27 protein-coding genes are annotated in these 26,324 nt (G+C 34.1%); 1 reads left to right on the forward strand and 26 read right to left on the reverse strand.

Translation table 11 applies throughout. The features are described from left to right. Positions 1 to 232 precede the first annotated feature (232 nt). From rnc to B6K90_RS11850, 11 genes are all read right to left on the reverse strand, one after another. Positions 233 to 976: a ribonuclease III gene (gene rnc, locus B6K90_RS11800; protein ID WP_088012961.1), complete on the reverse strand. Its 744-nt coding sequence runs from the start codon at positions 974 to 976 to the stop codon at positions 233 to 235. A 94-nt stretch (positions 977 to 1,070) separates the two neighbouring features. Beyond that, positions 1,071 to 1,304 carry an acyl carrier protein gene (gene acpP, locus B6K90_RS11805; protein WP_088012963.1) on the reverse strand — a complete coding sequence of 78 codons (234 nt, stop codon included), beginning with the start codon at positions 1,302 to 1,304 and terminating at the stop codon, positions 1,071 to 1,073. 67 nt (positions 1,305 to 1,371) lie between these two features. Then, on the reverse strand, positions 1,372 to 2,115 hold the full coding sequence (gene fabG, locus B6K90_RS11810) for a 3-oxoacyl-[acyl-carrier-protein] reductase (protein ID WP_088012965.1): 744 nt from the start codon (positions 2,113 to 2,115) through the stop codon (positions 1,372 to 1,374). Then, positions 2,109 to 3,059: an ACP S-malonyltransferase gene (gene fabD / locus B6K90_RS11815; protein ID WP_088012967.1), complete on the reverse strand. Its 951-nt coding sequence runs from the start codon at positions 3,057 to 3,059 to the stop codon at positions 2,109 to 2,111. Before fabD ends, fabG begins: the two co-directional genes overlap by 7 nt. Before the next feature lie 13 nt (positions 3,060 to 3,072). Then, positions 3,073 to 4,068, reverse strand: a complete 996-nt coding sequence (gene plsX, locus B6K90_RS11820; protein WP_088012969.1) for a phosphate acyltransferase PlsX — start codon at positions 4,066 to 4,068, stop codon at positions 3,073 to 3,075. Positions 4,069 to 4,080: 12 nt separating this feature from the next. Beyond that, a complete protein-coding gene (fapR, locus tag B6K90_RS11825; RefSeq protein ID WP_025568940.1) occupies positions 4,081 to 4,647 on the reverse strand; it encodes a transcription factor FapR in 567 nt (188 codons plus the stop codon). A gap of 103 nt (positions 4,648 to 4,750) precedes the next feature. Then, positions 4,751 to 6,799, reverse strand: a complete 2,049-nt coding sequence (gene recG, locus B6K90_RS11830; protein WP_088012971.1) for an ATP-dependent DNA helicase RecG — start codon at positions 6,797 to 6,799, stop codon at positions 4,751 to 4,753. Next, positions 6,799 to 7,680 (reverse strand): L-serine ammonia-lyase, iron-sulfur-dependent, subunit alpha, encoded by an 882-nt coding sequence (sdaAA, locus tag B6K90_RS11835; protein ID WP_088012973.1) that lies wholly within the window; start codon positions 7,678 to 7,680, stop codon positions 6,799 to 6,801. The genes recG and sdaAA overlap by 1 nt, the downstream gene beginning before the upstream one ends. 16 nt (positions 7,681 to 7,696) lie before the next feature. Continuing rightward, positions 7,697 to 8,359 (reverse strand): L-serine ammonia-lyase, iron-sulfur-dependent subunit beta, encoded by a 663-nt coding sequence (gene sdaAB, locus B6K90_RS11840; protein ID WP_088012974.1) that lies wholly within the window; start codon positions 8,357 to 8,359, stop codon positions 7,697 to 7,699. Between the two features lie 228 nt (positions 8,360 to 8,587). Next, positions 8,588 to 10,279, reverse strand: a complete 1,692-nt coding sequence (locus B6K90_RS11845; RefSeq protein ID WP_088012976.1) for a DAK2 domain-containing protein — start codon at positions 10,277 to 10,279, stop codon at positions 8,588 to 8,590. Between the two features lie 23 nt (positions 10,280 to 10,302). Continuing rightward, positions 10,303 to 10,665, reverse strand: a complete 363-nt coding sequence (locus B6K90_RS11850) for an Asp23/Gls24 family envelope stress response protein (protein ID WP_088012978.1) — start codon at positions 10,663 to 10,665, stop codon at positions 10,303 to 10,305. 347 nt (positions 10,666 to 11,012) lie between these two features. On the opposite strand from B6K90_RS11850, the gene rpmB reads away from it, so the two are divergent. Then, positions 11,013 to 11,201: a 50S ribosomal protein L28 gene (gene rpmB, locus B6K90_RS11855; protein ID WP_025568947.1), complete on the forward strand. Its 189-nt coding sequence runs from the start codon at positions 11,013 to 11,015 to the stop codon at positions 11,199 to 11,201. A 92-nt stretch (positions 11,202 to 11,293) separates the two neighbouring features. Here rpmB and spoVM read toward each other — a convergent pair whose 3' ends face one another. From spoVM to B6K90_RS11930, 15 genes are all read right to left on the reverse strand, one after another. Next, a complete protein-coding gene (gene spoVM, locus B6K90_RS11860) occupies positions 11,294 to 11,377 on the reverse strand; it encodes a stage V sporulation protein SpoVM (protein ID WP_056470930.1) in 84 nt (27 codons plus the stop codon). A gap of 94 nt (positions 11,378 to 11,471) precedes the next feature. Next, on the reverse strand, positions 11,472 to 12,113 hold the full coding sequence (locus B6K90_RS11865; protein WP_167555349.1) for a thiamine diphosphokinase: 642 nt from the start codon (positions 12,111 to 12,113) through the stop codon (positions 11,472 to 11,474). A 91-nt stretch (positions 12,114 to 12,204) separates the two neighbouring features. Next, positions 12,205 to 12,849 carry a ribulose-phosphate 3-epimerase gene (rpe, locus tag B6K90_RS11870; RefSeq protein WP_088012981.1) on the reverse strand — a complete coding sequence of 215 codons (645 nt, stop codon included), beginning with the start codon at positions 12,847 to 12,849 and terminating at the stop codon, positions 12,205 to 12,207. 2 nt (positions 12,850 to 12,851) lie between these two features. After that, positions 12,852 to 13,733: a ribosome small subunit-dependent GTPase A gene (gene rsgA, locus B6K90_RS11875; RefSeq protein WP_088012983.1), complete on the reverse strand. Its 882-nt coding sequence runs from the start codon at positions 13,731 to 13,733 to the stop codon at positions 12,852 to 12,854. A 20-nt stretch (positions 13,734 to 13,753) separates the two neighbouring features. After that, on the reverse strand, positions 13,754 to 15,718 hold the full coding sequence (gene pknB / locus B6K90_RS11880; protein ID WP_088013108.1) for a Stk1 family PASTA domain-containing Ser/Thr kinase: 1,965 nt from the start codon (positions 15,716 to 15,718) through the stop codon (positions 13,754 to 13,756). A gap of 8 nt (positions 15,719 to 15,726) precedes the next feature. Further along, positions 15,727 to 16,479 (reverse strand): Stp1/IreP family PP2C-type Ser/Thr phosphatase, encoded by a 753-nt coding sequence (locus B6K90_RS11885; RefSeq protein ID WP_088012984.1) that lies wholly within the window; start codon positions 16,477 to 16,479, stop codon positions 15,727 to 15,729. 4 nt (positions 16,480 to 16,483) lie between these two features. Further along, complete coding sequence (gene rlmN / locus B6K90_RS11890; protein ID WP_167555350.1) at positions 16,484 to 17,575, reverse strand: 23S rRNA (adenine(2503)-C(2))-methyltransferase RlmN; 1,092 nt, start codon at positions 17,573 to 17,575, stop codon at positions 16,484 to 16,486. 2 nt (positions 17,576 to 17,577) lie between these two features. Next, positions 17,578 to 18,924, reverse strand: a complete 1,347-nt coding sequence (rsmB, locus tag B6K90_RS11895; protein ID WP_088012986.1) for a 16S rRNA (cytosine(967)-C(5))-methyltransferase RsmB — start codon at positions 18,922 to 18,924, stop codon at positions 17,578 to 17,580. Position 18,925: 1 nt separating this feature from the next. Further along, positions 18,926 to 19,870, reverse strand: coding sequence for a methionyl-tRNA formyltransferase (fmt, locus tag B6K90_RS11900; protein ID WP_088012987.1), 945 nt, complete (start codon positions 19,868 to 19,870; stop codon positions 18,926 to 18,928). 8 nt (positions 19,871 to 19,878) lie between these two features. Further along, positions 19,879 to 20,352: a peptide deformylase gene (gene def / locus B6K90_RS11905; protein WP_088012988.1), complete on the reverse strand. Its 474-nt coding sequence runs from the start codon at positions 20,350 to 20,352 to the stop codon at positions 19,879 to 19,881. Positions 20,353 to 20,451: 99 nt separating this feature from the next. Beyond that, on the reverse strand, positions 20,452 to 22,851 hold the full coding sequence (priA, locus tag B6K90_RS11910) for a primosomal protein N' (protein WP_088012989.1): 2,400 nt from the start codon (positions 22,849 to 22,851) through the stop codon (positions 20,452 to 20,454). Further along, a complete protein-coding gene (coaBC, locus tag B6K90_RS11915; RefSeq protein ID WP_088012990.1) occupies positions 22,848 to 24,053 on the reverse strand; it encodes a bifunctional phosphopantothenoylcysteine decarboxylase/phosphopantothenate--cysteine ligase CoaBC in 1,206 nt (401 codons plus the stop codon). The genes priA and coaBC overlap by 4 nt, the downstream gene beginning before the upstream one ends. 365 nt (positions 24,054 to 24,418) lie before the next feature. Then, the gene (gene rpoZ / locus B6K90_RS11920; RefSeq protein ID WP_088012991.1) at positions 24,419 to 24,631 is read right to left on the reverse strand and encodes a DNA-directed RNA polymerase subunit omega; all 213 of its coding nucleotides are present in this window, start codon (positions 24,629 to 24,631) and stop codon (positions 24,419 to 24,421) included. Between the two features lie 3 nt (positions 24,632 to 24,634). Further along, the gene (gene gmk / locus B6K90_RS11925) at positions 24,635 to 25,252 is read right to left on the reverse strand and encodes a guanylate kinase (RefSeq protein ID WP_088012992.1); all 618 of its coding nucleotides are present in this window, start codon (positions 25,250 to 25,252) and stop codon (positions 24,635 to 24,637) included. A gap of 154 nt (positions 25,253 to 25,406) precedes the next feature. Then, entirely contained in the window at positions 25,407 to 26,276 is an 870-nt protein-coding gene (locus tag B6K90_RS11930; RefSeq protein ID WP_088012993.1) for a YicC/YloC family endoribonuclease, read from the reverse strand. Between the last annotated feature and the right edge of the window lie 48 nt (positions 26,277 to 26,324).

Consider the following 26,324-nt stretch of genomic DNA (forward strand, 5'->3'; position numbering starts at 1 on the left):
TTTTTTGATTTAATTATATACACAAAAACTCCCCCATAAAAGGGGGAGCAGACTGCCCGCCAAAAGCTCGCTTTCTTCGTTGCTTCGCCTGCTGATTGCGGTGCTCATTACCGTAAAAAGTAACATAAGCTCCCCATCAGACTTATTTCCTCGAAAGTCAAGCGCTTGCAATCAGTCTGAAATTCAAGTTTTATCGTTTATTTGACAAGTTTCTACTAGATTTTAAGAAAATCTATTTACTTGACTCTTTAAGTTTTAACAATGCTTCTTTAGCTGCTTGTTGTTCTGCTTCTTTTTTAGATCTACCACTACCGATTCCTAATGTTTCTCCATTTAATAATACTTTTGAAACAAATTCTCGGTTATGTGCTGGTCCTTTTTCTTGAAGTATTTTATACTCGATTGAACCTGTAGAATCTCTTTGTACAAACTCTTGTAATTGACTTTTAAAATCCATCACATGCGAAAAAGCACCATCGTTTATTTTTGGGAATATATGAAGAGATAAGAAGTTAATAACTGTTTGTAATCCTTGATCCAAATATAATGATCCGATAAATGCTTCAAATACATCCGCAAGTAGTGCTGGACGTGTTCGACCACCTGTCATTTCTTCTCCGCGACCAAGTAAAATATATCGACCAAAATCTAATTCATATGCAAATTTCACAAGTGATGGTTCACAAACGATTGCGGCACGTAATTTTGTTAACTCGCCTTCACTCATTGTGATATATTTTTGAAATAAATATTGTGAAACGGTAAGCTCTAAAACAGCATCCCCTAAATATTCTAATCTCTCATTATCTTCATATGGTTTTTTACGATGCTCATTCACATAGGATGAATGTGTAAACGCTTGAATTAATAAGTTCTCATTATTAAACTTAATATTTATTTGTTTTTGTAATTTTACAAAATTCTCTTTTTCAACATCAGAAAGTTTATATTCTCTTACTCTTCTTGAATGCGGCATATTTACCTCCAACTAAAAGCAGTTTGATATGCTGCTAAACCTACTAGTCAAGAAAATGATGAGAAGTCCCGTATAAAATACGGGACTTTTCTCATTACATGTTGCTCTCTATGTAGTTCACAACATCACCAACTGTGACGATTTTTTCAGCATCTTCGTCAGAAATTTCTAATTCAAACTCATCTTCTAATTGCATTACTAATTCAACTACGTCTAATGAGTCTGCGTCTAAATCTTCTTTGAAACGACTTGTAACTTGGATCTCAGATTCTTCTACACCTAAACGGTCAACAATAATCTTTGATACGCGCTCTAATACATCTTGCATTATTATTCACCTCCCCCCAAAGATTGTCTACTTATGCATTATACATAAAAATGTGGCAAACGCCAAACTAATTCATTACAAGTCCACCATCAACATTGATTGTTTGTCCAGTAATGTATCTACTTGAATCCATTGCTAAGAATACTACTGCATTCGCAATATCTTCTGGTTGACCAAAAGATTGTAATGGAATATTCGATAACATTTGTGTTCTGATTTGCTCATTTAATTCATTTGTCATATCAGTTTCAATAAAACCAGGTGCAATCGCATTAACTGTAATATTTCTAGAAGCTAATTCCTTTGCTGCTGTTTTTGTTAAACCTAATACGCCAGCTTTTGCAGCTACATAGTTCATTTGTCCTGGGTTACCAATTTGCCCAACAACAGAACTAATATTAATAATGCGGCCATTACGTTGACGAGTCATAAACTTAGCTGCTGCTTTGATACAATTGAATACGCCTTTTAAGTTTGTATCAATTACATCATCCCAATCAGCATCTTTCATACGTAATAGAAGACCATCTCTTGTAATACCTGCGTTGTTTACTAGTATATCAATACTACCAAATTCATCAACAGTATTTTTTACTAATGCCGCAACTTCTTCGCTACTTGATACATTTGCTTTGACAGCGATTGCCTTCACACCAAGCGCAGTAATTTCTTCTACAACTTGTTGAGCTGCAGCTTCGTTTCCAGAATAGTTAACGACTACATTCGCACCATTTTTTGCTAATGATAATGCGATTGCTCGTCCGATACCACGAGATCCACCTGTAACTAATGCAACTTTACCATTTAGCATGATTTTATTTCCTCCCATTCATTTAAAAATTGGTTTAATGTTTCAACATCATAAACATTTACTAATTTTGATGATGGAGAGATTGCTTTTACTAATCCAGTTAAAACTTTACCAGGGCCAATTTCAACGAATGTATCAACACCAAGGTCAACTAATTCTTGAATAGATTGGTTCCATTTTACTGGAGAATACAATTGATTAACTAATAATTCCTTAATTTCATTTGCATCAGTAACTACTTTAGCAGTAACATTTGAAATTAATGGCGTTACACAATCATTAACATTTATTTTACCAAGCTCATTTTGGAATTCTTCGCTTGCAGGTTTCATTAAAGATGAGTGGAATGGACCACTTACTTTTAAAGGTAATACACGTTTAGCTCCAGCTTCTTTTAGTAAACCTGAAGCAATTTGAACACCTTCTGCGTCCCCAGTAATAACTACTTGTGTAGGAGAATTATAATTCGCAATGCCAACAGAATGACCATTTTTATTAACTTCAGATATAACTTCTTCAATTTTTTCCGGAGCTAAAAATAATACAGCCGCCATTGCTCCTTGTCCTACTGGTACAGCTTGCTCCATTAATTGACCACGTTTATGTACTAATTTAACACCGTCTTCAAATGAAATACTTTCAGCTGCTACAAGCGCTGTAAACTCACCTAAACTATGACCAGCCACAAAATCTGGTTTAATTCCTGCTGATTTAATCTTCTCAAGCATAGCAATTGAAGTTGTTAGGATTGCTGGTTGTGCATGATATGTAGCTGTTAGCTCTTCATCAGTTCCATTGAATATAATTTCAGAAAGATTAAAACCAATTTGTTCGTTAGCAGTTTCAAAAATAGATCCACATTCATTATAGCTCTCAGCTACATCTTTACCCATTCCAACTTTTTGTGATCCTTGTCCAGGAAAAATAAACGCCACTTTACCCATTGGAGTGACCCCCTTATGCATTTGATTCGATTTTCTCCATGTGATCACTTACTAGTTTTACAACATTATGTTCTACCATCGTTTGCGTTTGCTTAATTGCGCTAAAAATCCCCATTTCATCTGAACTTCCATGAGCCTTTATAACAGGTGATTTTAAGCCAAATAACGCTGCTCCACCATACTCAGAGTAATCCATTTTCTTTTTAACACCTTTTAAGTTTGGTTTTAATACAGCTGCTGCAAGCTTCGATGTGAAATTAGTAAGCATCGCATCTTTAATTAATGAAAACATTGCCAGTGCAGTACCTTCAATAGCTTTTAAAGCTACATTTCCAGTATACCCGTCTGTAACTACTACATCTGCCACTGAGTTCATTAAATCTCTAGCTTCCACATTCCCTATAAAATTCAAATTACTTTCTTTTAGTAACTGGAATGTTTGTTTAGCAAGTTCATTACCTTTTTTATCTTCAGTACCGACATTTAATAATCCTACAGTTGGATTATGTATACCTCTTACTTTTTGGGCATATACAGATCCCATTATCGCATATTGAAGTAAGTGGTTTGCTTTTGCATCAACATTAGCCCCTACATCGAGGAAAACAAAACCTTTTCCATCTAAAGTAGGCATTGTAGGTGAAAGTGCAGGTCGTTCTACACCTTCCATTCGACCAACTACTAATAGACCTGCTGTCATTAATGCCCCAGTATTTCCAGCTGAAATACAAGCATCAGCATTACCTTCTTTTACTTCGTTTGCCATTAAGACCATGGAAGCATTTTTCTTTCTTCTAACCGCTCTAACTGGCTCTTCAGTGCCTTCAATTACTTCATCTGTATGGATAATCGTTATATTTTTATCATTCGTTAAGAATGGTTTTATTTTTGATTCATCACCAATTAAAGTAATATGTATATCATTCAATTTTTCAACTGCAAGCATCGCACCTTCAACGATTGCTTTTGGGGCATGATCTCCACCCATTGCATCGATAGCTAATTTCATCTTGTTCACTTCCTATTCTTCAATACTTCGGTGGTACATTTCGAACAAGCCATGGAATACATGTTCTTTTTCAACATAGCCATTGATATCAACTGTAGTTCGCCTCGGATCTCCTTTTTGCGGTAAGACCTTTGCCTTCGCAATTACTCGATCATTTGTCCTTACTGGTTTAATAAAAACAAAATTTGATTTAGCTGTAAGAGCTAAATCATCATGAATAACTGCAACTGCTAAAGAGTTAGCTTGGGCAAATAAGTGATGACCACGGGCGATTCCATTTCTACTAAAAGTATGCTCTTCCTTAACATCAAATATAGAAATGGCACTTTCATTCAAATGAATATCAATAACTTCACCGATTATTTCATCTACTGGTAGTGATTTTACATCTTCTAATTGCTGAGTGGCAACATTTTTGATGCGTTCCCTTAACTCAGGAATTGATAATTCAAGACGATCAAGACGAATAGTTTGTATGCTCACAGATAATTGATTAGCTAAATCTTCATCTGTAATAAACGGATTTTCTTTTATAATTTTTTTTAACAATTCATGACGATCTTTTTTATTTCTTCTCATATTACATACCTCAACTACTAATTTGTGACCAGGTATTAAATACAGTTTATATTAAAAACCCACGTATTACAATAGTTTTTTGACAAACTTTTAATACCTAGTACTAATCTAATTTTTCTGAATTAAATATTCCCGTTCTGTCTAAGTACATTCTTAATCCCTGATATTCATTAGCTTTCCAAAAAACATCTGAATTAACTAGTAATGTTGCATCATTTCGTGCAACCTCTAATGCACGATAGTCATGTACCATATCAGCCATTTTAAATTCGGGCACACCACTTTGTTGTTTTCCAAAGAAATCTCCAGGTCCTCTAAGTTCTAAATCTTTCTCACTTAACTCAAAACCGTCGTTTGTTTCCGTCATGATTGTTAGTCTTTCTTTTCCTACTTCACTTTTTGGATCGCCAACTAAAATACAATATGATTGTTCCAAACCTCGTCCAACTCGCCCTCTTAGCTGATGCAATTGTGAAAGTCCAAATCGATCGGCATCATAAATAACCATCACAGTTGCATTCGGTACATTTACTCCTACTTCTACAACTGTTGTTGATACTAATATTTGAACATCATTAGCTGCAAATGCCTTCATCACATCATCCTTCTCTGAAGATGATAGCTTTCCATGCATTAATCCTACCTTCGCCATATTTTGATAATGAAAAGATAGAACACTATGTAAATCTAAAGCATTTTGAAGGTCTAATTTCTCTGACTCCTCGATAAGTGGGCAGATTAAATATGCTTGTCTTCCACTTTTAATTTCTTTACCTATGAAATCTAAAACACGATCAAACATTTCTTGTTTAACCCAATACGTTTCTATTTTTTTACGACCAGCAGGATATTCATCAATAATCGATACATCCATTTCACCAAAAGCTGTAATTGCCAGAGTTCTTGGGATTGGAGTCGCTGTCATAAATAAAACATCAGGGAAATAACCTTTTTCTCTTAAAACTCTTCGTTGACCTACACCAAATCTATGTTGTTCATCGGTTATTACAATGCCTAATTTATTAAATTGGACCTCATCTTGAATTAAAGCATGAGTACCAACTAGAATATGGACGTCACCGTTTTTTAAACTTTCAAGGATTTCACGACGCTTTTTACCTTTTACAGAACTTGTAAGAAGCTCAACATTAACTTCTGTATCCTCTAGCATTTTTGCTAAAGATTCAAAATGTTGTTCGGCTAAAATTTCTGTTGGCACCATTAATGCCCCTTGATAACCATCAAGTATACATGCATACAATGCAATGGTAGCGACAACGGTTTTTCCAGAACCAACATCACCTTGTAATAAGCGGTTCATTCGATAAGGACTTTCTAAATCTGTGAATATTTCTTGTACAACTCTATTTTGAGCTGATGTCAGAGGAAATGGTAAGGATTGGATTAGTTGTTGAATTTTTTTAATGTTTAATTTTTTTGGGATACCTTTAGATTGATTACGCTGAATTTTTCGAAGTGCTTGCATTTTTAGTTGAAAAAGAAAAAACTCTTCATAAACAAAGCTTCTTCTAGCTTGTTTTAAACTATTCGCATCAATTGGGTGATGAAGTAATCTCATTGTTTCTGAACGATTTAAAAGCTTATATTTTTGAATTAGTTCTTTTGGTACTAAGTCATTTATTAAATGTCCAAATTTTTTAAAAGACTGCTCAACAAATTTACGCATTGTTTTTACAGACATTTTACCTTTGATTGAATAGACAGGCTCAATTTCATGACTATTCGTACGAGAACCAAATACAAGGTCTGATAATGAAATGGTTTGTTTATGTTGATCCCACTTACCAGAAACAGTAACATGCTCATTTAAGTTTAACTTTGTTTTAAAATATGGTCGATTAAAACAAATAACAGTAATTAAGTATCGATCAACTAAAAGTCGAAATGTTAGTCGTGATTTGTTTTTGCCAAAATATTGAAGAAGAGGAGCGCTATGAACAATCCCCTCGACAGTCACGCGCTCTTCATGCTTCACTTCTGATAAATCCTTATTTCGAAAATCCTCATATCGATACGGTAAATATTCGATTAAGTCATTTATAGTAAAAATACCCATATCATTTAATTGTGTTTCAGTTTCCTCACCAACACCACTTAATATAGATACTTTTTGATCAAGTTCAATACTCACTATTTTTTTAGCGAAACACCAAATATTTTTGCTTCCAACTCACGTCCTGTTGGCGTTGCCGCTAGTCCTCCTTCTGCAGTTTCTCTTAGCGCAGATGGCATTGTTTGTCCAATTCGATACATTGCATCAATTACTTCATCGCATGGTATACGACTTGTAATACCTGCTAATGCCATATCTGCTGCTACCATTGCGTTAGCAGCACCCATTGCATTTCGCTTAACACATGGTACTTCTACTAAACCTGCAACCGGGTCACATACTAAACCAAGCATATTTTTTAATGTAATAGCAAATGCTTCAGCACTTTGACTTGGAGTACCACCAGCCATTTCAACGATCGCTGCTGCTGCCATACCACTTGCAGAGCCCACTTCCGCTTGACAGCCACCTGCAGCACCTGAAATTGACGCATTATTAGCTACAACAAAACCGAAAGCACCTGAAGCAAATAAGAATTCAATCATTTGCATTCTAGTAGGATTTAATTTCTCTTTTACAGCAAAAAGTGTTCCAGGAACTACCCCAGCAGATCCGGCTGTAGGGGTTGCACAAATCGTACCCATTGCAGCATTTACTTCATTTGTCGCAACCGCTTTACTTACGGCATCTAAAAGTAAATGGCCTGAAAGAGAATTACCCTTTGCAATGTAATTTTGAAGTAATACAGCGTCTCCTCCAGTTAAACCTGTTGGTGAGTGAACACCTGCAAGTCCTCTTTCAACTGCCTTTTCCATAACAACAAGATTTTGCTCCATTTTACCGATAATTTCTTCACGGCTTCTTCCTGTAAAAAGCATCTCTTGTTGGATCATTATTTCTGAAATTTTAACATTTTTAGATTCAGCTAATTCAACTAATTCAGCAACATTTTTAAACATTTATAATCCCCCTCTCTTAATCAACCATTTTCGTAACGCGAATGATATGTGGTAAAGATTCAATTTCTTTAATAATTTTATCATCTAAATCATGGTCGACCTCGATTGCCATCAAAGCAATTTGTCCGACATCTTTACGCGAAACTTCCATATGACCAATATTTACAGCATATTTCATTAGAACATTTGTTACACCTGCAATTGAACCAAATCGATCATTATGAACAACAAGGATGGCAGGGTAATTACCCGAAAGTTTAAGTTCAAAGCCATTCAACTCAATAATTTCAATTTTTCCGCCACCGATCGATATTCCCACTAATTCAAATGGTTGGTCATCATCGAGTATAGAAATTTTTACTGTATTTGGATGTTCTGTTACTGCATCTTCTTCAACGAAATCAATTGACATCCCTTTTTCTTGTGCAATATTTAATGATTCTCGAATCCGCTCATCAAATGTATCAAAATCTAATAATCCACCAATAAGCGCAACATCTGTACCATGTCCACGATAAGTTTTAGCAAATGAACCATATAATGAAATCAAAATCTTTTTAGGTTCTTTTCCATAAAGATTTCTTGCTACACGGCCAATTTTAGCCGCTCCGGCTGTATGTGAACTAGATGGACCAATCATAATTGGACCAATTATGTCAAAAACACTTTTATATTTCATCACGTTTCCCCCAATACGTTATTGTAAAAGCGTATTTTATTTAGTTTTTGTTTTGTTAGAACAAATCATTTATATAAAAAGATGGTATATGGACAAAACAACGTCCACCATATAGTGTAATACGAAATTCTACAGAGTTCTACGTTATTTTACATTAGTCTTTAAATAAATTCCAAAAAAAAGAAGAAGTGACTCTCACTTCTTCTTCAGATTATATCATTTTTGCTATTATTCGATTGAAAAAATAAATGAATATAATGGTTGATTTCCATTGTGAACTTCAATTTCTAAGTGATCAAAGCTCTCTTCGGCAAATTCGACTATTTTTGAAATTTCTTCATCTGATACATCTTGACCATATAAGATTGTTAATATTTCAGAATCTTCATCAATCATATCTTGTAATAATTTTTTTGCAGCCTCTAATTGATTTGCATCTGTTGTAACAATTTTACTTTCAAGGATTCCCATGAAATGATTTTTTATTATTTCAACACCATCAATTTCAGTATCTCGAACCGCATAAGTTATTTGACCTGTTTTTACTGTTTTTAAAGCATCTTGCATTCCTGCTTTATTTTCATCTAATGATGCAGTAGGATTAAATGTTAATAAAGCTGCCATACCTTGAGGTACTGTTTTAGACGTCACAACTGCTACATTACATTCTGCAACAGATGCCGCTTGCTCTGCAGCCATCACAATATTTCCGTTGTTAGGAAGTACAATTACATTTTCTGCGTTACATTGTTCAATCGCTTTTACAATGTCTTCTGTACTAGGATTCATTGTTTGACCGCCTTCAATTACAACAGTTGCCCCGATACTTTCAAATAATGCTTTAATCCCTGATCCCATAGATACCGTAACGATACCAAATTCTTGTTTTTCAGTAGATTGTGTAGACGACTCATTTTTAGAAGGAGAATCATTTGAAACCTCTTCATGTAGTAAGTTAGTATGTTGTTCGCGCATATTTTCAGCTTTAAGTTTTAGAAAGCTTCCAAATCGTTGACCTAAATTAAATACTTCCCCAGGGTACTCAGCGTGAATATGAACTTTTACAATTTCATCATCAGCAACTACTAATAAAGAATCACCCCATGCACTTAACTCTTTACGGAAAGTGTCTATGTCAAAAGGATGTTTTTTTAATTTATCTTTTTCAAATCGCACCATAAATTCAGTACAGTAGCCGTAAACGATGTCTTCAGTATTTAACATACTTTGTACATTACGATGTTCTGCTTCTACTAGCTCCTCAAGTGAAAGAGTTGCCTCAGCACCTTCTAGGGAAATTTCTTCGCCTTTTAATGATGCTAAGAATCCTTCATAGACAAGTACTAACCCTTGGCCTCCGCTATCTACTACTCCAACTTGTTTTAACACTGGTAGTAAGTCTGGAGTACGGTTTAATGATGCATTTGCTTCAATAATTGTTTCCTCAAGAAAAGGAATGAATTCTTCATGAGTTTTTGCAATAACAACTGCTTTTTTTGCTGTTTCTCTTGCAACTGTTAAAATCGTTCCTTCAATAGGCTTCATAACAGCTTTATAAGCAGTTTCTACTCCTGCTTCTAAGGCATGAGCAAAATCAGTTGTTGAAATTGTTTCCTTTGCTTCAATAGATTTAGAAAAACCTCTAAATAATTGAGAAAGGATTACACCAGAATTTCCACGCGCTCCCATCAATAAGCCCTTTGCAAAGCTTTGACCAACTTTCCCTACATGACTATTTGGTTTTTCTTTTACTTCCTTTGATCCAGAAGTAATTGAAAGATTCATATTTGTTCCAGTATCACCATCTGGTACCGGGAATACATTTAATGAATCTACAAATTTTACATTTTTCGTTAAGTTATTTGCACCTTGAATCACCATATCTGCAAATAATTTACCGTCAATACGTTTTATCGACACAAATTCTCCTCCTTAATGCGTCTTTACAGGTTTGCTACTTTCACACCTTGAACAAAAATATTAACAGAGTCAACTGACAAGCCTAATGTTTGATCAAGCGTATACTTCACTTTATTTTGTACGTTATTTGCAACTTCAGAAATCTTCGTACCATAGCTTACAATTATGTACATATCGATATTAACGTCTTCACCTACTTGGCGAACAATAACACCTTTTGTAAAGTTATCTTTTTTTAGGATTTCTGTAAGACCATCCTTAATTTGTTTCTTAGAAGCCATTCCAACAATACCGTAGCAATCAATGGCAGCTCCACCAGCAATTGTAGCGATTACATCTGTACCAATCTCGATTGTTCCATATTGAGTTTTCATTTCTAATGACATAATTTGGTCCCCCTTATTGGATAATCCAAGTATAGTTAGTTATACTACTTACTTATTATTGTATACCTTTTTCCAAAATAATTCTATTGACTCACTAGTATTATTAGCATTTCAATAATATTCTTGGTTAATTATAGAAAATACAATTTTTGATGAATTTCTTTTAAGATAAGTCTAAGGTCCCTCTATAATATTTAGTATATCATACATTTCGATGTCAAGGTTTTTTTCTTGAACAACTTACCAATAACTGTTGCATTAAGTAGAGCGGTATGATAAATTATAGTAGTGTTTGAATGAAAATAATCATTGAAATGTTATTCCGTTTTTTGTTAGGAGGGAAATAGATGGCTCGTGTTTGTGTAATCACAGGTAGAAAGTCTCGTTCTGGTAACAGTCGCTCTCACGCTATGAATGCTTCAAAACGTACTTGGGGTGCTAACCTTCAAAAAGTTCGTATTTTAGTAAACGGTAAACCAAAGCGTGTTTACGTTTCAGCGAGAGCATTAAAATCAGGTAAAATTGAGCGCGTTTAATTTATTAACGTACTAAAAAGCATAGCGATCCGCTATGCTTTTTTACTTTTTTTATGATTCCTATTGCCTCTAACCAAAAAACCTTACTCCAACTAAGCGTCTTTTTTAAATGTACTCAGCATGGCGCGAACAAGTCCACCAAGAAATTTAGGTAATTTAATCGTATAAAATCTCATGCTTTCCCTCCTACAAGCTTTCTAGCATTTTTAAGGAAAAGATTAATCCTATTACATTCTACTTGCGATGAGCGAAAACTATGACATGAAATTGTTAATCTTTGCTCCTTACTACTAATGCTATGCCTTCGCTAAATGAAATAGACCCTTCATCCTCTAGCAATTCATTGCTCACACATAGTGATGATCCAATCTCCAATAAATGATTTGTTAGTGGGTATTTAAACCCTTTTAATGTTAAATTCTCTACTTTTGCACCCAATGAAAAAAAGGATACATATTTAAAATGCTCCATTTTACGAATAAAATGAGTACCGTTCTTAATGGCATATATTTCGTTATATTCATCAACGATTTTTATTGGAACATGCGAATTCATAAATTTAATTAATAATGTAATACTTCCAAATTCGTGGTCTAAACGTTTTCCAGTTACACAATGGATGAAAATCTTTTCTGGTTTTTGTGTAATTGCCCATTGAATAGCAAGTTCTAAATCTGTTTCATCTTTTTCAGGAGGGTAAATAAAAACATTTGGGACAAGTCTTTTTATCTTTTCTAAATTTTCATCGCTTAAAGAATCAAAATCACCGAATATTACCTCTGGAATTAGACCTTCTTCAATTAAGTAATGAGCTCCATTATCTACACCAATGAGCATCTGGTTCTCGTCTTTTTGAGTAATTTCAGTAATTGTATTCGATTTCGGTCCTGCACCTACAATATGTATAATCAACTTTTTTCCACCTTTAAAAAAAATGCAATCGAAGTCGATTGCATTTTTTATTTCATCATTAGATTTTCCATGCAATTTTTAGACGATTACATTATCCTCTAATTTTCGCTATTGCTTCTTTTCTGTCTTCCTTATTATATACTGCTGAACCGGCTACTAATACAGTAGCACCAGCATCGATACAAAGTTTAGCAGTATGTTCGTCAACGCCACCGTCTATTTCGATTTCAACCGATAAATTGCGTTCTTTAATTAAATTAGCAACTTGTTTAATTTTAGGAACAACTGAATGAATAAATTTCTGTCCTCCAAAGCCAGGATTAACCGTCATTAAAAGGACCATATCGACATCATCAATAATCTGTTCAATTGTAGAAACTGGGGTTGCTGGATTAAGAACGACTCCTGCTTTAATACCAAATGATTTAATCGTTTGGATCGTACGGTGTAAATGTGTACACGCTTCAACATGAACCGTAATAATGTCCGCCCCTGCTTTTACAAATTGTTCTATGTATTGATCAGGTTTTTCAATCATTAAATGTACATCGAGTGGAAGTTTCGTCACTGGTCTAATTGCTTCTACAATTAGTGGTCCAATTGTAATATTTGGTACAAAATGACCATCCATTACGTCGACATGAATATAATCTGCTCCTCCACGTTCTACATCTAAAATTTCTTCTCCAAGTTTAGCAAAATTCGCTGAAAGGATTGATGGTGCAATTTTAACCATGATTAATACCTCGGCTTTCTGTCTCTTATTTCTTCTATGAATGATACATAATGATCATATCGTTTAGGAGAAATTTCCCCACTTTCAACCGCAGCTTTTACGGCACATTTTGGTTCTTTTAAGTGGGTACAACCTCTAAATTTACACTCTTGACTTTTTTCACGCATTTCCACAAAACAATACGATAAATCTTCGGCTTCAATTCCTAGAAATTCTAATGAACTAAAACCAGGTGTATCTGCAACTAACCCCTGTCCAATTTTTATTAATTCAACATGTCTAGTTGTATGTTTTCCTCGTCCTAAATGAGTGGATATTATACCTGTTTTTAAATCGAGCTCGGGATTAATTGCATTAAGTAATGTTGACTTACCAACGCCGGATTGTCCTGCAAAAACAGATATTTTATTCGACATATGCGGAAGTACTTTTTCTAATCCTTCCTCTGTTTTTGAAGAAGTTAAACATACTTCATATCCAATTTGGCGATAATAAGAAACGTATTCATATACTAATTTTAATTGTGTTTCTGAACACAAATCTATTTTCGTTATGACAATTAAAGGTTTAATTTCATTAAACTCAATTAAAACAAGGAAGCGATCTAATAATATTGGAGAAAAATCAGGCTCTACTGCTGAAAAAACTAAAATTGCTTGATCAACGTTTGCAATTGGAGGTCGAACAAGTTCATTTTTTCGTTCTTTAACTTCAAGTAGATAACCTTCTCCACTTTTTTCAATATGGTATTCTACCTCGTCTCCAACTAGCGGTGTTATTTTCTTATTACGAAAATTCCCTCTGCCACGACAAGCAACAACTGTCTCATCTGTTTCGACATAATAAAATCCACTCAATGCTTTTATGATTTTGCCTTCTGGCATATACTCACTCCTACAGCTCTTTAATTCGATGGATAAGGTACATCTCTTTCTGCAATAACTTGACCATCTTTAACAATTTTATAGGAAGCAGTTTGTCCAGGATCAATTGTCACTTCTACTGGTATAGTAGTTGTTTCGGTGATCGATTTTGAAATTGCAGGTTTTTCACCATTATTATTTTTATCCCTAATAAATACCTCAATTAGCTGAGGTGAACCAGGATTGGTTGGGTTATATGGTACTTGTACATTGATTGTTACTTTTTTCGTCTTTTCTTTTTGTTTTCCAGAAGAAATAACGACATTTAATGTATCCCCTTCTTTTACTGCAACGTTAGCAGATGGAGATTGAGAAATAACATGATTTTCAGCAACTGTTCCAGAATCTTCTTTGGTTACGTTAAGCTTTAGGTTATTATCACCTGCATAGGTTTCAACATCTTTTCTAGACCATCCTTTTAAGTCACGAAGAGTGATTGTAGATGACCCTTTACTAATCCATACATTTAAATCTGTTTCTGATGGAACGACTTCAGCCCCCATATTCGGAGATTGGTCGATTATTTCACCTTCACGTTCATCACTTTCGATAAAATGCGTTGAAACAGAGCGATAATCGTCTTGTAATCTAGATTTTATCGTGTTGTATTGGAAACCTTTTAGGTCTTCCATCTCGTTACTTTTTTTACCTTTTGATTTATAAATTGTTATCGATGAATTTTCTTTAACCGTTTCTCCAATATTTGGAGAAGTTTTTACTACTTTTCCTTCATCAACTTCATCATCAAAAATTTCTTTTGGATCGCTTATCTTTAGCCCTTTTGATGCAAGCAGTGTAACCGCACTTTCGTAAGTCATATCTTTAACATCTGGAATTTTTACATCTTCAGGTAAGAATAATGCAGGAATCAATGTTATAGCTAACAAACCACCAATTAAAAGTGCAATAAATGTACCAATAATAAACTTTGCGAATGAATTTTTCTTCTTCCGTTTTAAGTTATCCGGTTCTTTTTTGACAGGTTCTTTTTCTTTGGTTGATATTTTCTTTGTCGGTACGACAACAGTATCATCATTAGTTGATACAGGAATATCCTTTATGATCGGAATTACCTTTGTTTCATCATCATTTGTAGGGATCACAAAAGGTTTTTCATTCATACGATTACTATCTAAAGCAGTTTGTAAATCTAGCTTCATATCATCTGCTGTATCATATCGATAAAAGATATCTTTGGCAGTAGCTTTTAAAACTATATTTTCAACGCTTTGTGGTATTTCAGGATTAAATTTTGTTGGTGGTGGAACTTCGCTTTGTAAATGTTTTAATGCAATCGCAACTGCACTTTCACCTGAAAACGGTAGTTTTCCAGTTAAAAGCTCAAACATTACAATACCTAAAGAATAAATATCTGATTTTTTATTTGCAACCCCACCTCTTGCTTGTTCAGGTGAAAGGTAATGAACAGAACCAAGTACTGAATTTGTTTGCGTAATTGTTGCTGCTGTCGAAGCTGTTGCAATTCCAAAATCAGTTACTTTTACATTTCCTTCATTATTAATTAATATGTTTTGCGGTTTTACATCTCTATGAACGATTTGAAAATGATGCGCATGCGCTAAAGCTGAGGCTAATTGTTCCATAATCCTCAATACTTCTTTTGGTTTTATTGGTGTATGATGCTGAATATACTCCTTTAAAGTATCACCTTCAACGTATTCCATAACGATATATTGTAATCCATCTTCTTCCCCAACGTCATATGAGCTTACGATATTTGGATGAGCTAGTGACGTAACTGAATATGCTTCACGTTGAAATCTTCTTAAGAAATCAGGGTCGTTTGAGAAATCAGCTTTTAACATTTTTACAGCTACATCTCGATCTAGTATCATATCACGGGCTAAATAAACGTTTGCCATACCACCACTACCAATTAATTTTAAGATCTTATATCGGTCGTTTAGGCGTCTACCAATAATCACGCTCATCATCACCCTTTCTCTATATCTCTAGGCTCAAACTTAATAATGGCAAGTGTGATATTATCTTCTCCACCAAGATCATTTGCGAGTGAAATCAACTGGTTACCGAGAATTTCTATTGGTAGATTTTCATTTAATTTTTCATAAAAAAGTTCATTTGATATTTTATTCGATAAACCATCTGAACATAAAATGATTAAATCATCTTCTTCCCAAGTTAAAGTTTTAATATCAACATCAACCGTTTCCTCTGTACCAAGTGCTCGCGTAATAACATTTTTACGAGGATGAATTTCTGCATCCTCCATCGAAATTTGCCCGAATTTAACGAGTTCAGCGACGAAAGTGTGATCATCTGTTATTTGCTTAAACCCTTCATCATTCCTCAAATAACTTCTACTATCACCTATATGTGCAATCGTAAAAAATAAAGGAGTACAAATAATCGCTTCAAGGGTAGTCCCCATACCCTTGCACTCTTCATTTTGCTCTGAATGAACTAATAAGTTTGTATTTAATTGTGCTACAATATTTTTTAGCCATGATTCGGCTTCTATTGGTGTTTCAAAATTACTAGTATTTTTCCACTCTGCTTCGAGGAAATTGATCGCCATCATACTTGCAACTTCACCAGCTAAATGACCACCCATTCCGTCAGCAACTACAGCTAATACGATTCCTAAATCGTTCGTAAATATACCTACGCTATCTTCATTATGCTCTCGAACTTTCCCCGTATCAGTTTGAAAAAAAGTTTGCATTCTTTCACCTCGTCTCCTCTTTACGCTCCTTTGCACGCAACTGTCCACAAGCTGCATCTATATCATGACCTTGTTCACGACGAATTGTAACATTAACTCCATTATTTTTTAGTACTTTTTCAAATGCAAAAATTTGTTCCTTAGGAGTTCTTACGTAATCTCTTTCAGGTACATAGTTTACCGGAATTAAATTAACATGACATTTAACTCCTTTAAGTAACTTAGAAAGTTCTTCTGCATGCTCAACTTGATCATTTTCACCACCGAATAAACCATATTCAAACGTTACACGTCTACCTGTCTTTTCAACATAGTAACGTACAGCGTCCATTAAATCCGGTAATTTATATGCACGATTAATTGGCATTAATTTAGAACGCAACTCACTGTTAGGAGCATGTAATGAAATCGCGAAATTAATTTGAAGCCCTTCATCTGCAAAGTTATAGATTTTTGGAATGATTCCACTTGTTGATACTGTAATATGTCTTGCACCAATGTTAAGACCTTTATCAGAATTAACAATTCTTAAGAAATCCATTAAACCATTATAGTTATCAAATGGCTCGCCTATACCCATAACTACGATTGAGCTAACTCTTTCTTCAACTTCATCAATAGCACGTTGTACTTCTAATACTTGTGCAACGATTTCACCAGCTTCAAGATTTCGTTTTAAACCGCCAAGAGTTGATGCACAAAAAGTACATCCAATTCGACAACCAACTTGTGTCGTTACACATACAGAATTGCCATAATTATGTCTCATTAAAACAGTTTCAATCGAATATCCGTCATGTAACTCAAATAAAAACTTCATAGTACCATCTGAAGAGGTTTGTTTAACTAATGTTTTTAATGTCGTTATTGTAAAATTCTCTTCAAGTAACATACGTAGATCTTTTGGAATATTTTGCATTTCTTCAAAGCTTTCAACTCGTTGTACGTATAGCCAATTATAAATTTGCTTAGCACGGAAAGCCTGCTGCTTTTGCGCCTTTAACCAATCCTCTATATCACTCACTTTTAACGAGTAAATTGAGGGCTTATGAGTTTTTTCTATTTTGACTGAATTTGTAGTATTTTCTAATTTCAACGTTACACCTTCTTCCTTAATCTTGCAATAAAAAATCCATCCGTTCCAAAATAATGTGGTAGTAGCTGTACATACCCTTTTTGAACCGATTTATTTTTATTTAATTTTTCCGGAACATAATCAATTAATGAATGATCTAATTCATAATCAAGATGCTCGTCTAAAAAAGCTTCAACAACATCAATATTTTCTTCATGTCCAACTGTACAAGTACTATATACTAAAGTTCCACCTGGCTTAACTAGCTTTGAAGCTTCGTCTAATATAGACTTCTGAACTCTTTGTAAATTTGTCACATCAGTAGCATTCTTTTTTAATAAAATATCTGGCTTCCGACGAATAACCCCTAAACCAGAACATGGTGCATCAACTAATACTTTATCAAATAATCTTCCTTCAAACTCTTCAGGTGCATTTCTTGCATCAAGAGCTTTCGTTTCTATATTATCTAACCCTAAACGATTAGCTTGTTCTTTTATTAACTTTACTTTATGCTTGTGTAAATCTAATGAAGTGACTGATCCAGTACCGCCTAACAATTCAGCAATATGTGTTGATTTCCCACCAGGTGCTGCACAAGTATCTAATATATCGTCACCCTTTTTAACACCAAGTACTTGTGCAACTAACATCGAACTCTCATCTTGAATTGATAGAAAACCTTCTTTAAATGCATTCGTATGAGCAACATTTCCTTTTTGGATTTCTATTGCAAATGGGGACAGTTTTCCTTCCTTGACCTGTACTCCTTCATCTTCAAGCATTTTGAGTACTTCTTCTCTTGAAGCTTTCATTGTATTAACTCTTGCAGTTTGAAACGGTGGAAGTATGTTCTCTTCACACATTTTTCTCGTTTCTTCCACTCCGAATTCTTTTACCCATTGTTCAATTAACCAGTTAGGATGATTCGTTTCAATTGAAAGCTTTTCGATTGGGTCCTTTATTTCATCGATTGATCGTAAACCATTTCTTTGAATATTTCTTAAAACCCCATTTACTAAAGAAGCAATCCCTTTATGGCCTCGCTTTTTAGCAATATTAACAGCTTCATTTAAAACTGCGTGAGCAGGTATACGATCTAAAAAATGCAATTGATATAATGAAAGTTTTATTAATATATAAACCCATTCTTCTAATTTCTTCTGATTTTTTATGAATGGTTCTAAATAAAAATCTAATAATTGATCTCTTTGGATTGTTCCATAGATTATTTCTGTTAATAGTCCCGAATCAGCAGAAGATAAATCATTCTTTTGAATATAGTTATTTACTAACAAATTACTATACGATTGATTTTTATAAACTGAAAGAAGTGCCTCTAAAGCAATCTCTCGTACATTTTTACTCATGTTATTCTCCTAACTTCATTCCACGTTCAATAAAAGAACCTGCACCATTAATATATTGCTTTGCTTCCATTCGCTTTTTACCAGCAGGCTGTAAATCAGTAATTTTGATAGCAGTATCATTACCTGTTGCCACTAGTATGCCATCGTTTATTACATCAATTATTTCACCTGGAGTAGAATTTTGATTCGTTTTTACTTTTTCACCCCACCAAACTTTTAAAACTTCTCCGTTTAATGTAGTATAAGCTACTGGCCAAGGGTGTAAACCTCTTACGTGATTATAAATCTCTTCACCAGTTTTTGGCCAATTAATTTGTTCTTCTTCACGCTTAATATTCTTTGCAAAGCTTACTTTACTTTCATCTTGCTTCTCTGCAGTAATTTCACCTTTTAATAATGGTGGAATTGTTTCTGAAAGTAAATTTGCACCAGCAATGCTTAATTTATCGTGAAGCGTTCCAACGTGATCTTTTTCTTCAATTGGAACAACAACTTTCGCTAACATATCACCAGCATCTAACTTTTCAACCATATACATTATCGTTACACCAGTCTCACTCTTACCTTGTATAATTGAATAATGAATTGGAGCTCCACCACGTAATTCTGGTAGCAATGAAGCATGTACATTTATACAACCAAATTTAGGAGCTTCAAGAATATCTGTAGGAAGAATTTGTCCAAAAGCTGCAGTGACAATTAAATCTGGCTTCAATGCCAACACTTTTTCTGTTTCTTCTGGAAGTCTTATTTTTTCTGGTTGTAAAACTGGAATATTATATTTTAAAGCCTCTACTTTAACAGGAGGCGGAGTTAGCACTCTTTTTCGACCAACAGGACGATCTGGCTGAGTTACTACACCTACTACATCATATCCTTCTTCAATTAATCTTCTTAAAACAGGAACAGAAAAATCTGGCGTCCCCATAAAAACGATCTTTGTCATTTTTTTGCCTACCCTTCTAATTCACTTTCTTCATAGTATTTTGAGACTTTAGAAGTGAATAAAACTCCATTTAAATGATCAATTTCATGTAAAAGTGCACGAGCTAAAAATCCACGAGCTTCTATAATAAAATATTTTCCACGTTTATTTTGCGCTTTAATTTTTGCATAGCTAGGTCTTGTTACATCACCATATAAGTTAGGGAAACTTAAACAACCTTCAACATCAGTTTGCTCGCCTTTTGTTTCCATTACGATTGGATTAATTAAATCGATTCTTCCATTCTCATCTTCAACATCAACTACTGCTACTTGTTGCAAAATTCCAACTTGTGGAGCTGCTAATCCAACTCCATCTGCTGCCAGCATTGTCTCATACATGTTATTTAAAAGTTTTACTAAATTTTTATCAAATGACGTTACTTTTTCACAAGCTGTTTCAAGTACTTCATTTGGATATTCTACTATTTTTAATAAAGCCAATTTCACAACTCCTATCTTGATTGTACGTTTAATTTTATTTCTATAAAAAGGTCTTTGTCTTATGCTTGTCGGGGCTGAGCAAACGCCTTCCGCTTTTCGTTACATAAACATTGTAGGTTGAAAGTCGATTGTTAATTGTAGTTTGCCTTTGTCCGTTTCGTCTTGGTAGTATTGTTGAATTTTGTTTAGCACGTCATAGAGTGCAGGTTCAGATTTGTATTTTATCACACATTGATAACGGAAATGGTCTTTTATTTTTGCGATTGGTGATGCTACTGGGCCTAGTACAATTGACCCTTCTGATAAGTATTCTCTTAAATAGCCTGCAATTTGTTCGCTTACTTTTACTGTTTTGATTAAATCATTATGGGCTATTGATATTAAAACTAAATAATAAAAAGGTGGATATCGAAATGAGCGTCTTATTTTCATTTCTTCTTCATAAAACGCAACATAGTTCTGTGTTTTAGCTAATTCAATACTATAATGCTCTGGCGAATATGTTTGTATTACTACTTCACCTGGTTTTTCATGACGACCAGCTCTTCCACTTACTTGGGTCAATAGGCTAAATGTTCGCTCACTTGCTCTGAAATCTGGTAAATGGAGTGAACTATCTGCTGCTAAAACACCAACTAATGTAACATTCGGAAAATCAAGTCCTTTTGCAATCATCTGTGTACCTAGTAATATATCAGCCTCACCGTTACCAAATTGCTTAAGCATTTTTTCGTGGGCACCTTTACGACTAGTCGTATCATTATCCATTCTAATTACTCTTGCTTCTGGATAGGTTTTTGTAATAGCTTCCTCTACCTTCTGCGTCCCAGTTCCAAAAAATCGAATATGTTCACTTTGGCAAGATGGGCATTGCTTTGGCATATATGTTTCATATCCGCAATAATGACATTTTAAATGATGATTATGTTTATGATAAGTTAAGGAAACCTCACAATGGGGGCACTGAATTGTGTAACCACAATCTCTACACATAACAAACGAAGAATAGCCTCGACGGTTTAAAAATAAGATGATTTGTTCCTTCTTCTCTAATCGATCAATTATTTTTTCATGTAAAGCTGTAGAAAACATCGTACGATTACCGATTCTTAACTGCTCTCTCATATCTACTATTTCTACTTCAGGTAATGGGCCTTGATTAACTCTTTTTGACATTGTATTTAACTCGTATACACCTTTACTGGCTCTTGCAAATGATTCTAGAGTAGGAGTCGCACTTCCTAAAACGATCGGACAATGATGATATTCTCCTCGCCAAATTGCAATATCTCTTGCATGGTATCTTGGATGTTCATCTTGTTTATACGTCGTCTCATGTTCTTCATCAATGATAATCATTCCAATGTTTTCAAACGGTGCAAATATAGCTGAACGGGCACCCACTACTACCTTAACTTCTTTTCTTTGAATCTTTCTCCATTCATCATATTTCTCACCAATGGATAAGCCACTGTGTAAAACGGCAACATCGTTTCCAAATCGACTTTTAAAACGCCCTACAATCTGTGGGGTAAGTGAAATTTCTGGAACTAATACAATTGCTTCTTTCCCTTTTGATAAGACCTCTTGAATGGCTTGTAAATAAACTTCTGTCTTTCCACTTCCTGTTACTCCATGTAAAAGATGAATCTTATTCTTTTTTTCATGAAATGAAGAAACGATTTGCTCAAATGCAATCTGTTGTTCTTCCATTAGTGGTAAAGGCTTAGATCGTTCAATTTCCTTTCCTTCATAAGGATCACGATACACTTCAACTGTTTTAATTGTAATTACCTCATTTTTCTCCAATGTCTTTATAGGTGAATCAGTGATTCCAAGACATTCTTTTAACTCCTTCACACTTGTTTCACCATTCATACGTAAGTATTCAATGATGTCTTTTTGTTGTGGAGATGAGATCAAAGGCAATTCTTCGTCTAATACCTTTAATAGAGATACTACACGTTCTGTTTTTTTATTTGCTTTATTTTTCACTTCATATTCAATTTCAAGCAATCCTTCTTTAATTGCTCGTTGTACTAATGATATTTTACTAACAAGACTTTCTATTTCAATCCATTCTCTTCTTTTAACGACAGAAAATAGATTTGCTAATTCAGGAACTAATTGATCTAAAGCTTCTTCAGATGTTACTTGAACATGTTTTTTATATACAGCTTTAATAGCCGTCGGAAGCATTGCTTGATATGCAGAAATAAAAAAACAAAGTGTTTTTTTAGATAGATAAGAACCTAAAAGAAGAAGTTCTTCTGTTAAAACTGGCATGACATCAAGAACTTCTTCGATTTCTTTAACCTTCTCCAAATTAGTTGTTTCTTTTATCGACAATACAAAACCTTGAACTTTCCTTGGCCCAAATGGAACAATTACACGCATTCCAGGTTGTATTGCATCCTGCCACCTAGTTGGTACTTTATAATCAAAAGGACGGTCTGTTTGTCTGACTGATACATCAACTAAAACTGATGCGTATGTCATCTTTCTACCTCATTTAATAAGTGATGAACTTCAAACAGTAACTCTTTTGCTACTTCTTTTTTACTCATTTTAGGAAGTGGCTTTACTTCACCATTCCGCTTAAAAATCGTTACAATATTCGTATCAGATCCAAAACCAGCCCCAATTTTCGTAACATCATTTGCAACAATCATATCAGCATTTTTCTTTAATAGTTTACTCTTTGCATACTCATCCACTTGGTCAGTTTCTGCAGCAAACCCTACTAAAATTTGATGTGTTTTATTTTGACCTAATGTTAATAGAATATCTTTCGTACGTTTAAAAGCAATTGAAAGATCACCCTCAGCTTTTTTCACTTTGTGATCATAAGTAGTTGAAGGTGTGTAATCTGCAACCGCTGCCGTTTTTATGACAACATCTGCCTCATCATAATGAGACCAAATCGCTTCAAACATTTGCTCAGCAGACTCTGTTTGGATAACTTTACACCCTTTGGGTGGCATTAAATTAGTCGGTCCAGAAACAAGGATAACCTCTGCTCCTAAAGAAACTGCAACTTCGGCGATACTATAGCCCATCTTACCCGTTGAATGATTTGAAACAAATCGAACTGGATCAATTTTTTCAACTGTTGGTCCGGCAGAAATGATAATTTTTTTACCATTTAATAATCCAACTTCTCTTTGGAAATGTGCATTGACAAATTGAACGATTTCTTCAGGCTCTGCTAATCTACCTTTCCCTACATAGCCACAAGCTAAATACCCTTCATTTGGCTCAATAAATCGATGACCAATTTCTTTTAATACGTTCATATTTTTTTGTACAATCGGATGGTTATACATATTAACATTCATAGCTGGTGCAATCCAAACTGGTTTAGTTGCAGCTAGTAATGTTGCCTGAATCATTTCATCTCCAAGACCATTTGCTAATTTTCCAATTGTATTAGCAGTTGCTGGAGCAACGATTATTAAATCAGGCCAATCACCTAAATCAATATGTGCAATTTTCGAGCTATCTTTTTCATCAAAAGTATCTATATAAACATCATTTCTTGATAAAGCTTGAAACGTTAAAGGTGTCACAAATTTAGTTGCAGAAGGGCTCATCATTACTTTAACGTCATATCCTGCTTGTACTAGTTTACTTGTAAGTGCTGCTGCTTTATAGACCGCAATTCCACCTGTAACACATAGGAGAATCTTTTTTTGTTCCACTCACCTTCACCCTTTCAAATCTTATTCTTTCTATATAAAATGTCAAAAAATAGGTCTTTTGGACTTTCTATGTCTAAGATACCACAAATATGTTTGAAATAAATGTTCTAAGCTTCAATAAAGAAAACCCGCGAATGGGCCTAAAACATCAAAGTCAGAAGCCTATTTGCACTCATCCTTTTTTTCTTTAATTAGCGCTTTTCGTCGCTTAAATTACTAGCTGCCATTTTATCATAAAAATAAGACTGCCCCCATTTGTCTAATTACCACGAACTTTTAGGGGAGGTGTTAAACACCACGTTGTCCTTTCAGTCATATGGATAATTAGCAAATGTTTTGGGACAGCCTCATCACACAGTTAAATATTAATCTTCTTTAACTTCTTCAAGTTTACGATAAGATAATAAACCAGCATTAATTTCTTCTAATGCTTTTCCTACAAATTTATCAGATATCGGTTTTTCAACACGAATATCTTTATTTACTTGCATTTCGCGAGCACGCTTTGAAGCAACTGTTACTAGCGTATATTTTGAATCTAATTTTGTTAATAAACGGTCAATCGAAGGATATAACATAGTTTATTCGGCCTCCATCATTCTTTTATAATAATTTGCAACTCGTTCACGTTTTAAATGTTCACTTAAAATAATTGCTTTAATACGGTCACAAGCTAATTCAACTTGATCATTTTCAACTACATAATCGTATGCATCCATCATTTCAATCTCTTCTTTTGCTGCATTCATACGATTCATAATCACATCTTCAGTTTCTGTTCCTCTAGTTACAATTCTATTTTGTAATTCTCTCATGCTTGGAGGGGCTAAGAAAATAAAAATCCCTTCAGGAAAAGCTTTTTTTACTTGTAGGGCACCTTGAACTTCAATTTCTAGGAAAATGTCTTTTCCTTCGCTTAATGTTTTTTCAACATAATCGATTGGCGTTCCATAGTAATTACCTACAAACTCTGCCCACTCAAGAAACTTATTTTCATTTATTTTTTGTTTGAAATCTTCTTTTGATGTAAAGAAATAATCTACTCCATGTACTTCACCTTCACGAGGATTTCTTGTCGTCATCGAAATACTATATTGCAGATCTAAATCCTTATTATCAAAAATAGCTTTACGCACCGTACCTTTACCTACTCCTGATGGACCAGAAAGTACGATTAATAAGCCTCTTTCATGCCTCATTTATGACCCTACCCTTCTAATTCTTAGACAGTTTAAATTATTAAAGGTCAATCTATTGTTACTTCGGTGTGTCAGAGTCAATTAATAAAAAATTAATTAGTCTTCTATTTCACATTGTTACCGGACCTTTGCAACTATAAACAAATCTTTTACATTATTCAATATTTTGAACTTGCTCTCTAATTTTTTCAAGATTATTTTTAATTTCAACAACTTGTTTCGAAATATCTAATGAGTTCGCTTTAGAACCAATCGTATTCACTTCTCGATTCATTTCTTGTACTATGAAATCTAATTTTCGCCCAATTGATTCTTTTATTTGTAAAGTTTCATTAAACAAATCTAAATGGCTAGTTAGTCGAACTAATTCTTCAGATATATCACATCGATCTGCAAAGAGCATAATTTCTGTTAATAATCTTTGCTCATCAACCGCTGTTAATTCAACTTCCGCTAATTTAGATTGAAGTTTTTCACGATATGATTTCAAAACAAGAGGAGAATGCACAGTAATTTGTTTTTTACATTCTTCAATTGCTGTTAATCTTTCTATTAAATCTTTTTTAAGTTGTCTACCTTCTTTACACTTAACATCAAAAAATTGCTTACATGCATTTTCAGTAGTTGATAATAATAATTCTTCAAAATTATCATTGATTTGTTCTACTTCACTTACTGTAGTAACTTCAGGTAGCTTTAATAAATCGATTGGATTATAAGAAGATTTATTTTGCTCTTTTCCTGAAAGATTTTCAATCGCTTTTTTATATTGTTGAATTAAGCCTTCATCTATTTGTAATGTACGTTGTAATAAGCCCTCAATTGTAACAAAAACCTCAACTCGACCTCGACTAGTATACTCAGCAACAATTTTCTTAATTGCATCTTCATATGCTAATAATTGTCTCGGCATCCGAACGATTGTCTCTAAGTATCGATGATTAACTGCTTTCATTTCAATATGTATTTTGTACTGTTCATTTGACAAAATGGCTTTACCATACCCTGTCATACTTACGACCATTGTTCCACTTCCAATACACTAATTTTCTCTCTAATTTATTTCCCAAAT

Origin of the sequence: Gottfriedia acidiceleris (assembly GCF_002128425.1) — a bacterium.
Taxonomy (GTDB): Bacteria; Bacillota; Bacilli; order Bacillales; family Bacillaceae_G; genus Gottfriedia; species Gottfriedia acidiceleris.

Coding starts and splice junctions, on each gene's coding strand:
- rpoZ (WP_088012991.1), bottom strand. CDS start 24,631: ATGTTATATCCTTCGATTGACCGTTTATTAACAAAATTAGATTCAAAA.
- rsgA (WP_088012983.1), bottom strand. CDS start 13,733: ATGCCAGAAGGCAAAATCATAAAAGCATTGAGTGGATTTTATTATGTC.
- B6K90_RS11885 (WP_088012984.1), bottom strand. CDS start 16,479: ATGCAAACTTTTTTTCAAACTGATACGGGGAAAGTTCGAGAGCATAAT.
- sdaAB (WP_088012974.1), bottom strand. CDS start 8,359: ATGAAATATAAAAGTGTTTTTGACATAATTGGTCCAATTATGATTGGT.
- rpmB (WP_025568947.1), top strand. CDS start 11,013: ATGGCTCGTGTTTGTGTAATCACAGGTAGAAAGTCTCGTTCTGGTAAC.
- rsmB (WP_088012986.1), bottom strand. CDS start 18,924: ATGAGTAAAAATGTACGAGAGATTGCTTTAGAGGCACTTCTTTCAGTT.
- B6K90_RS11930 (WP_088012993.1), bottom strand. CDS start 26,276: ATGGTCGTAAGTATGACAGGGTATGGTAAAGCCATTTTGTCAAATGAA.
- priA (WP_088012989.1), bottom strand. CDS start 22,851: ATGACATACGCATCAGTTTTAGTTGATGTATCAGTCAGACAAACAGAC.
- spoVM (WP_056470930.1), bottom strand. CDS start 11,377: ATGAGATTTTATACGATTAAATTACCTAAATTTCTTGGTGGACTTGTT.
- acpP (WP_088012963.1), bottom strand. CDS start 1,304: ATGCAAGATGTATTAGAGCGCGTATCAAAGATTATTGTTGACCGTTTA.
- fabD (WP_088012967.1), bottom strand. CDS start 3,059: ATGGGTAAAGTGGCGTTTATTTTTCCTGGACAAGGATCACAAAAAGTT.
- gmk (WP_088012992.1), bottom strand. CDS start 25,252: ATGAGGCATGAAAGAGGCTTATTAATCGTACTTTCTGGTCCATCAGGA.
- sdaAA (WP_088012973.1), bottom strand. CDS start 7,680: ATGTTTAAAAATGTTGCTGAATTAGTTGAATTAGCTGAATCTAAAAAT.
- B6K90_RS11850 (WP_088012978.1), bottom strand. CDS start 10,665: ATGTCATTAGAAATGAAAACTCAATATGGAACAATCGAGATTGGTACA.
- fmt (WP_088012987.1), bottom strand. CDS start 19,870: ATGACAAAGATCGTTTTTATGGGGACGCCAGATTTTTCTGTTCCTGTT.
- rnc (WP_088012961.1), bottom strand. CDS start 976: ATGCCGCATTCAAGAAGAGTAAGAGAATATAAACTTTCTGATGTTGAA.
- rpe (WP_088012981.1), bottom strand. CDS start 12,849: ATGGTTAAAATTGCACCATCAATCCTTTCAGCGAATTTTGCTAAACTT.
- fapR (WP_025568940.1), bottom strand. CDS start 4,647: ATGAGAAGAAATAAAAAAGATCGTCATGAATTGTTAAAAAAAATTATA.
- plsX (WP_088012969.1), bottom strand. CDS start 4,068: ATGAAATTAGCTATCGATGCAATGGGTGGAGATCATGCCCCAAAAGCA.
- fabG (WP_088012965.1), bottom strand. CDS start 2,115: ATGCTAAATGGTAAAGTTGCATTAGTTACAGGTGGATCTCGTGGTATC.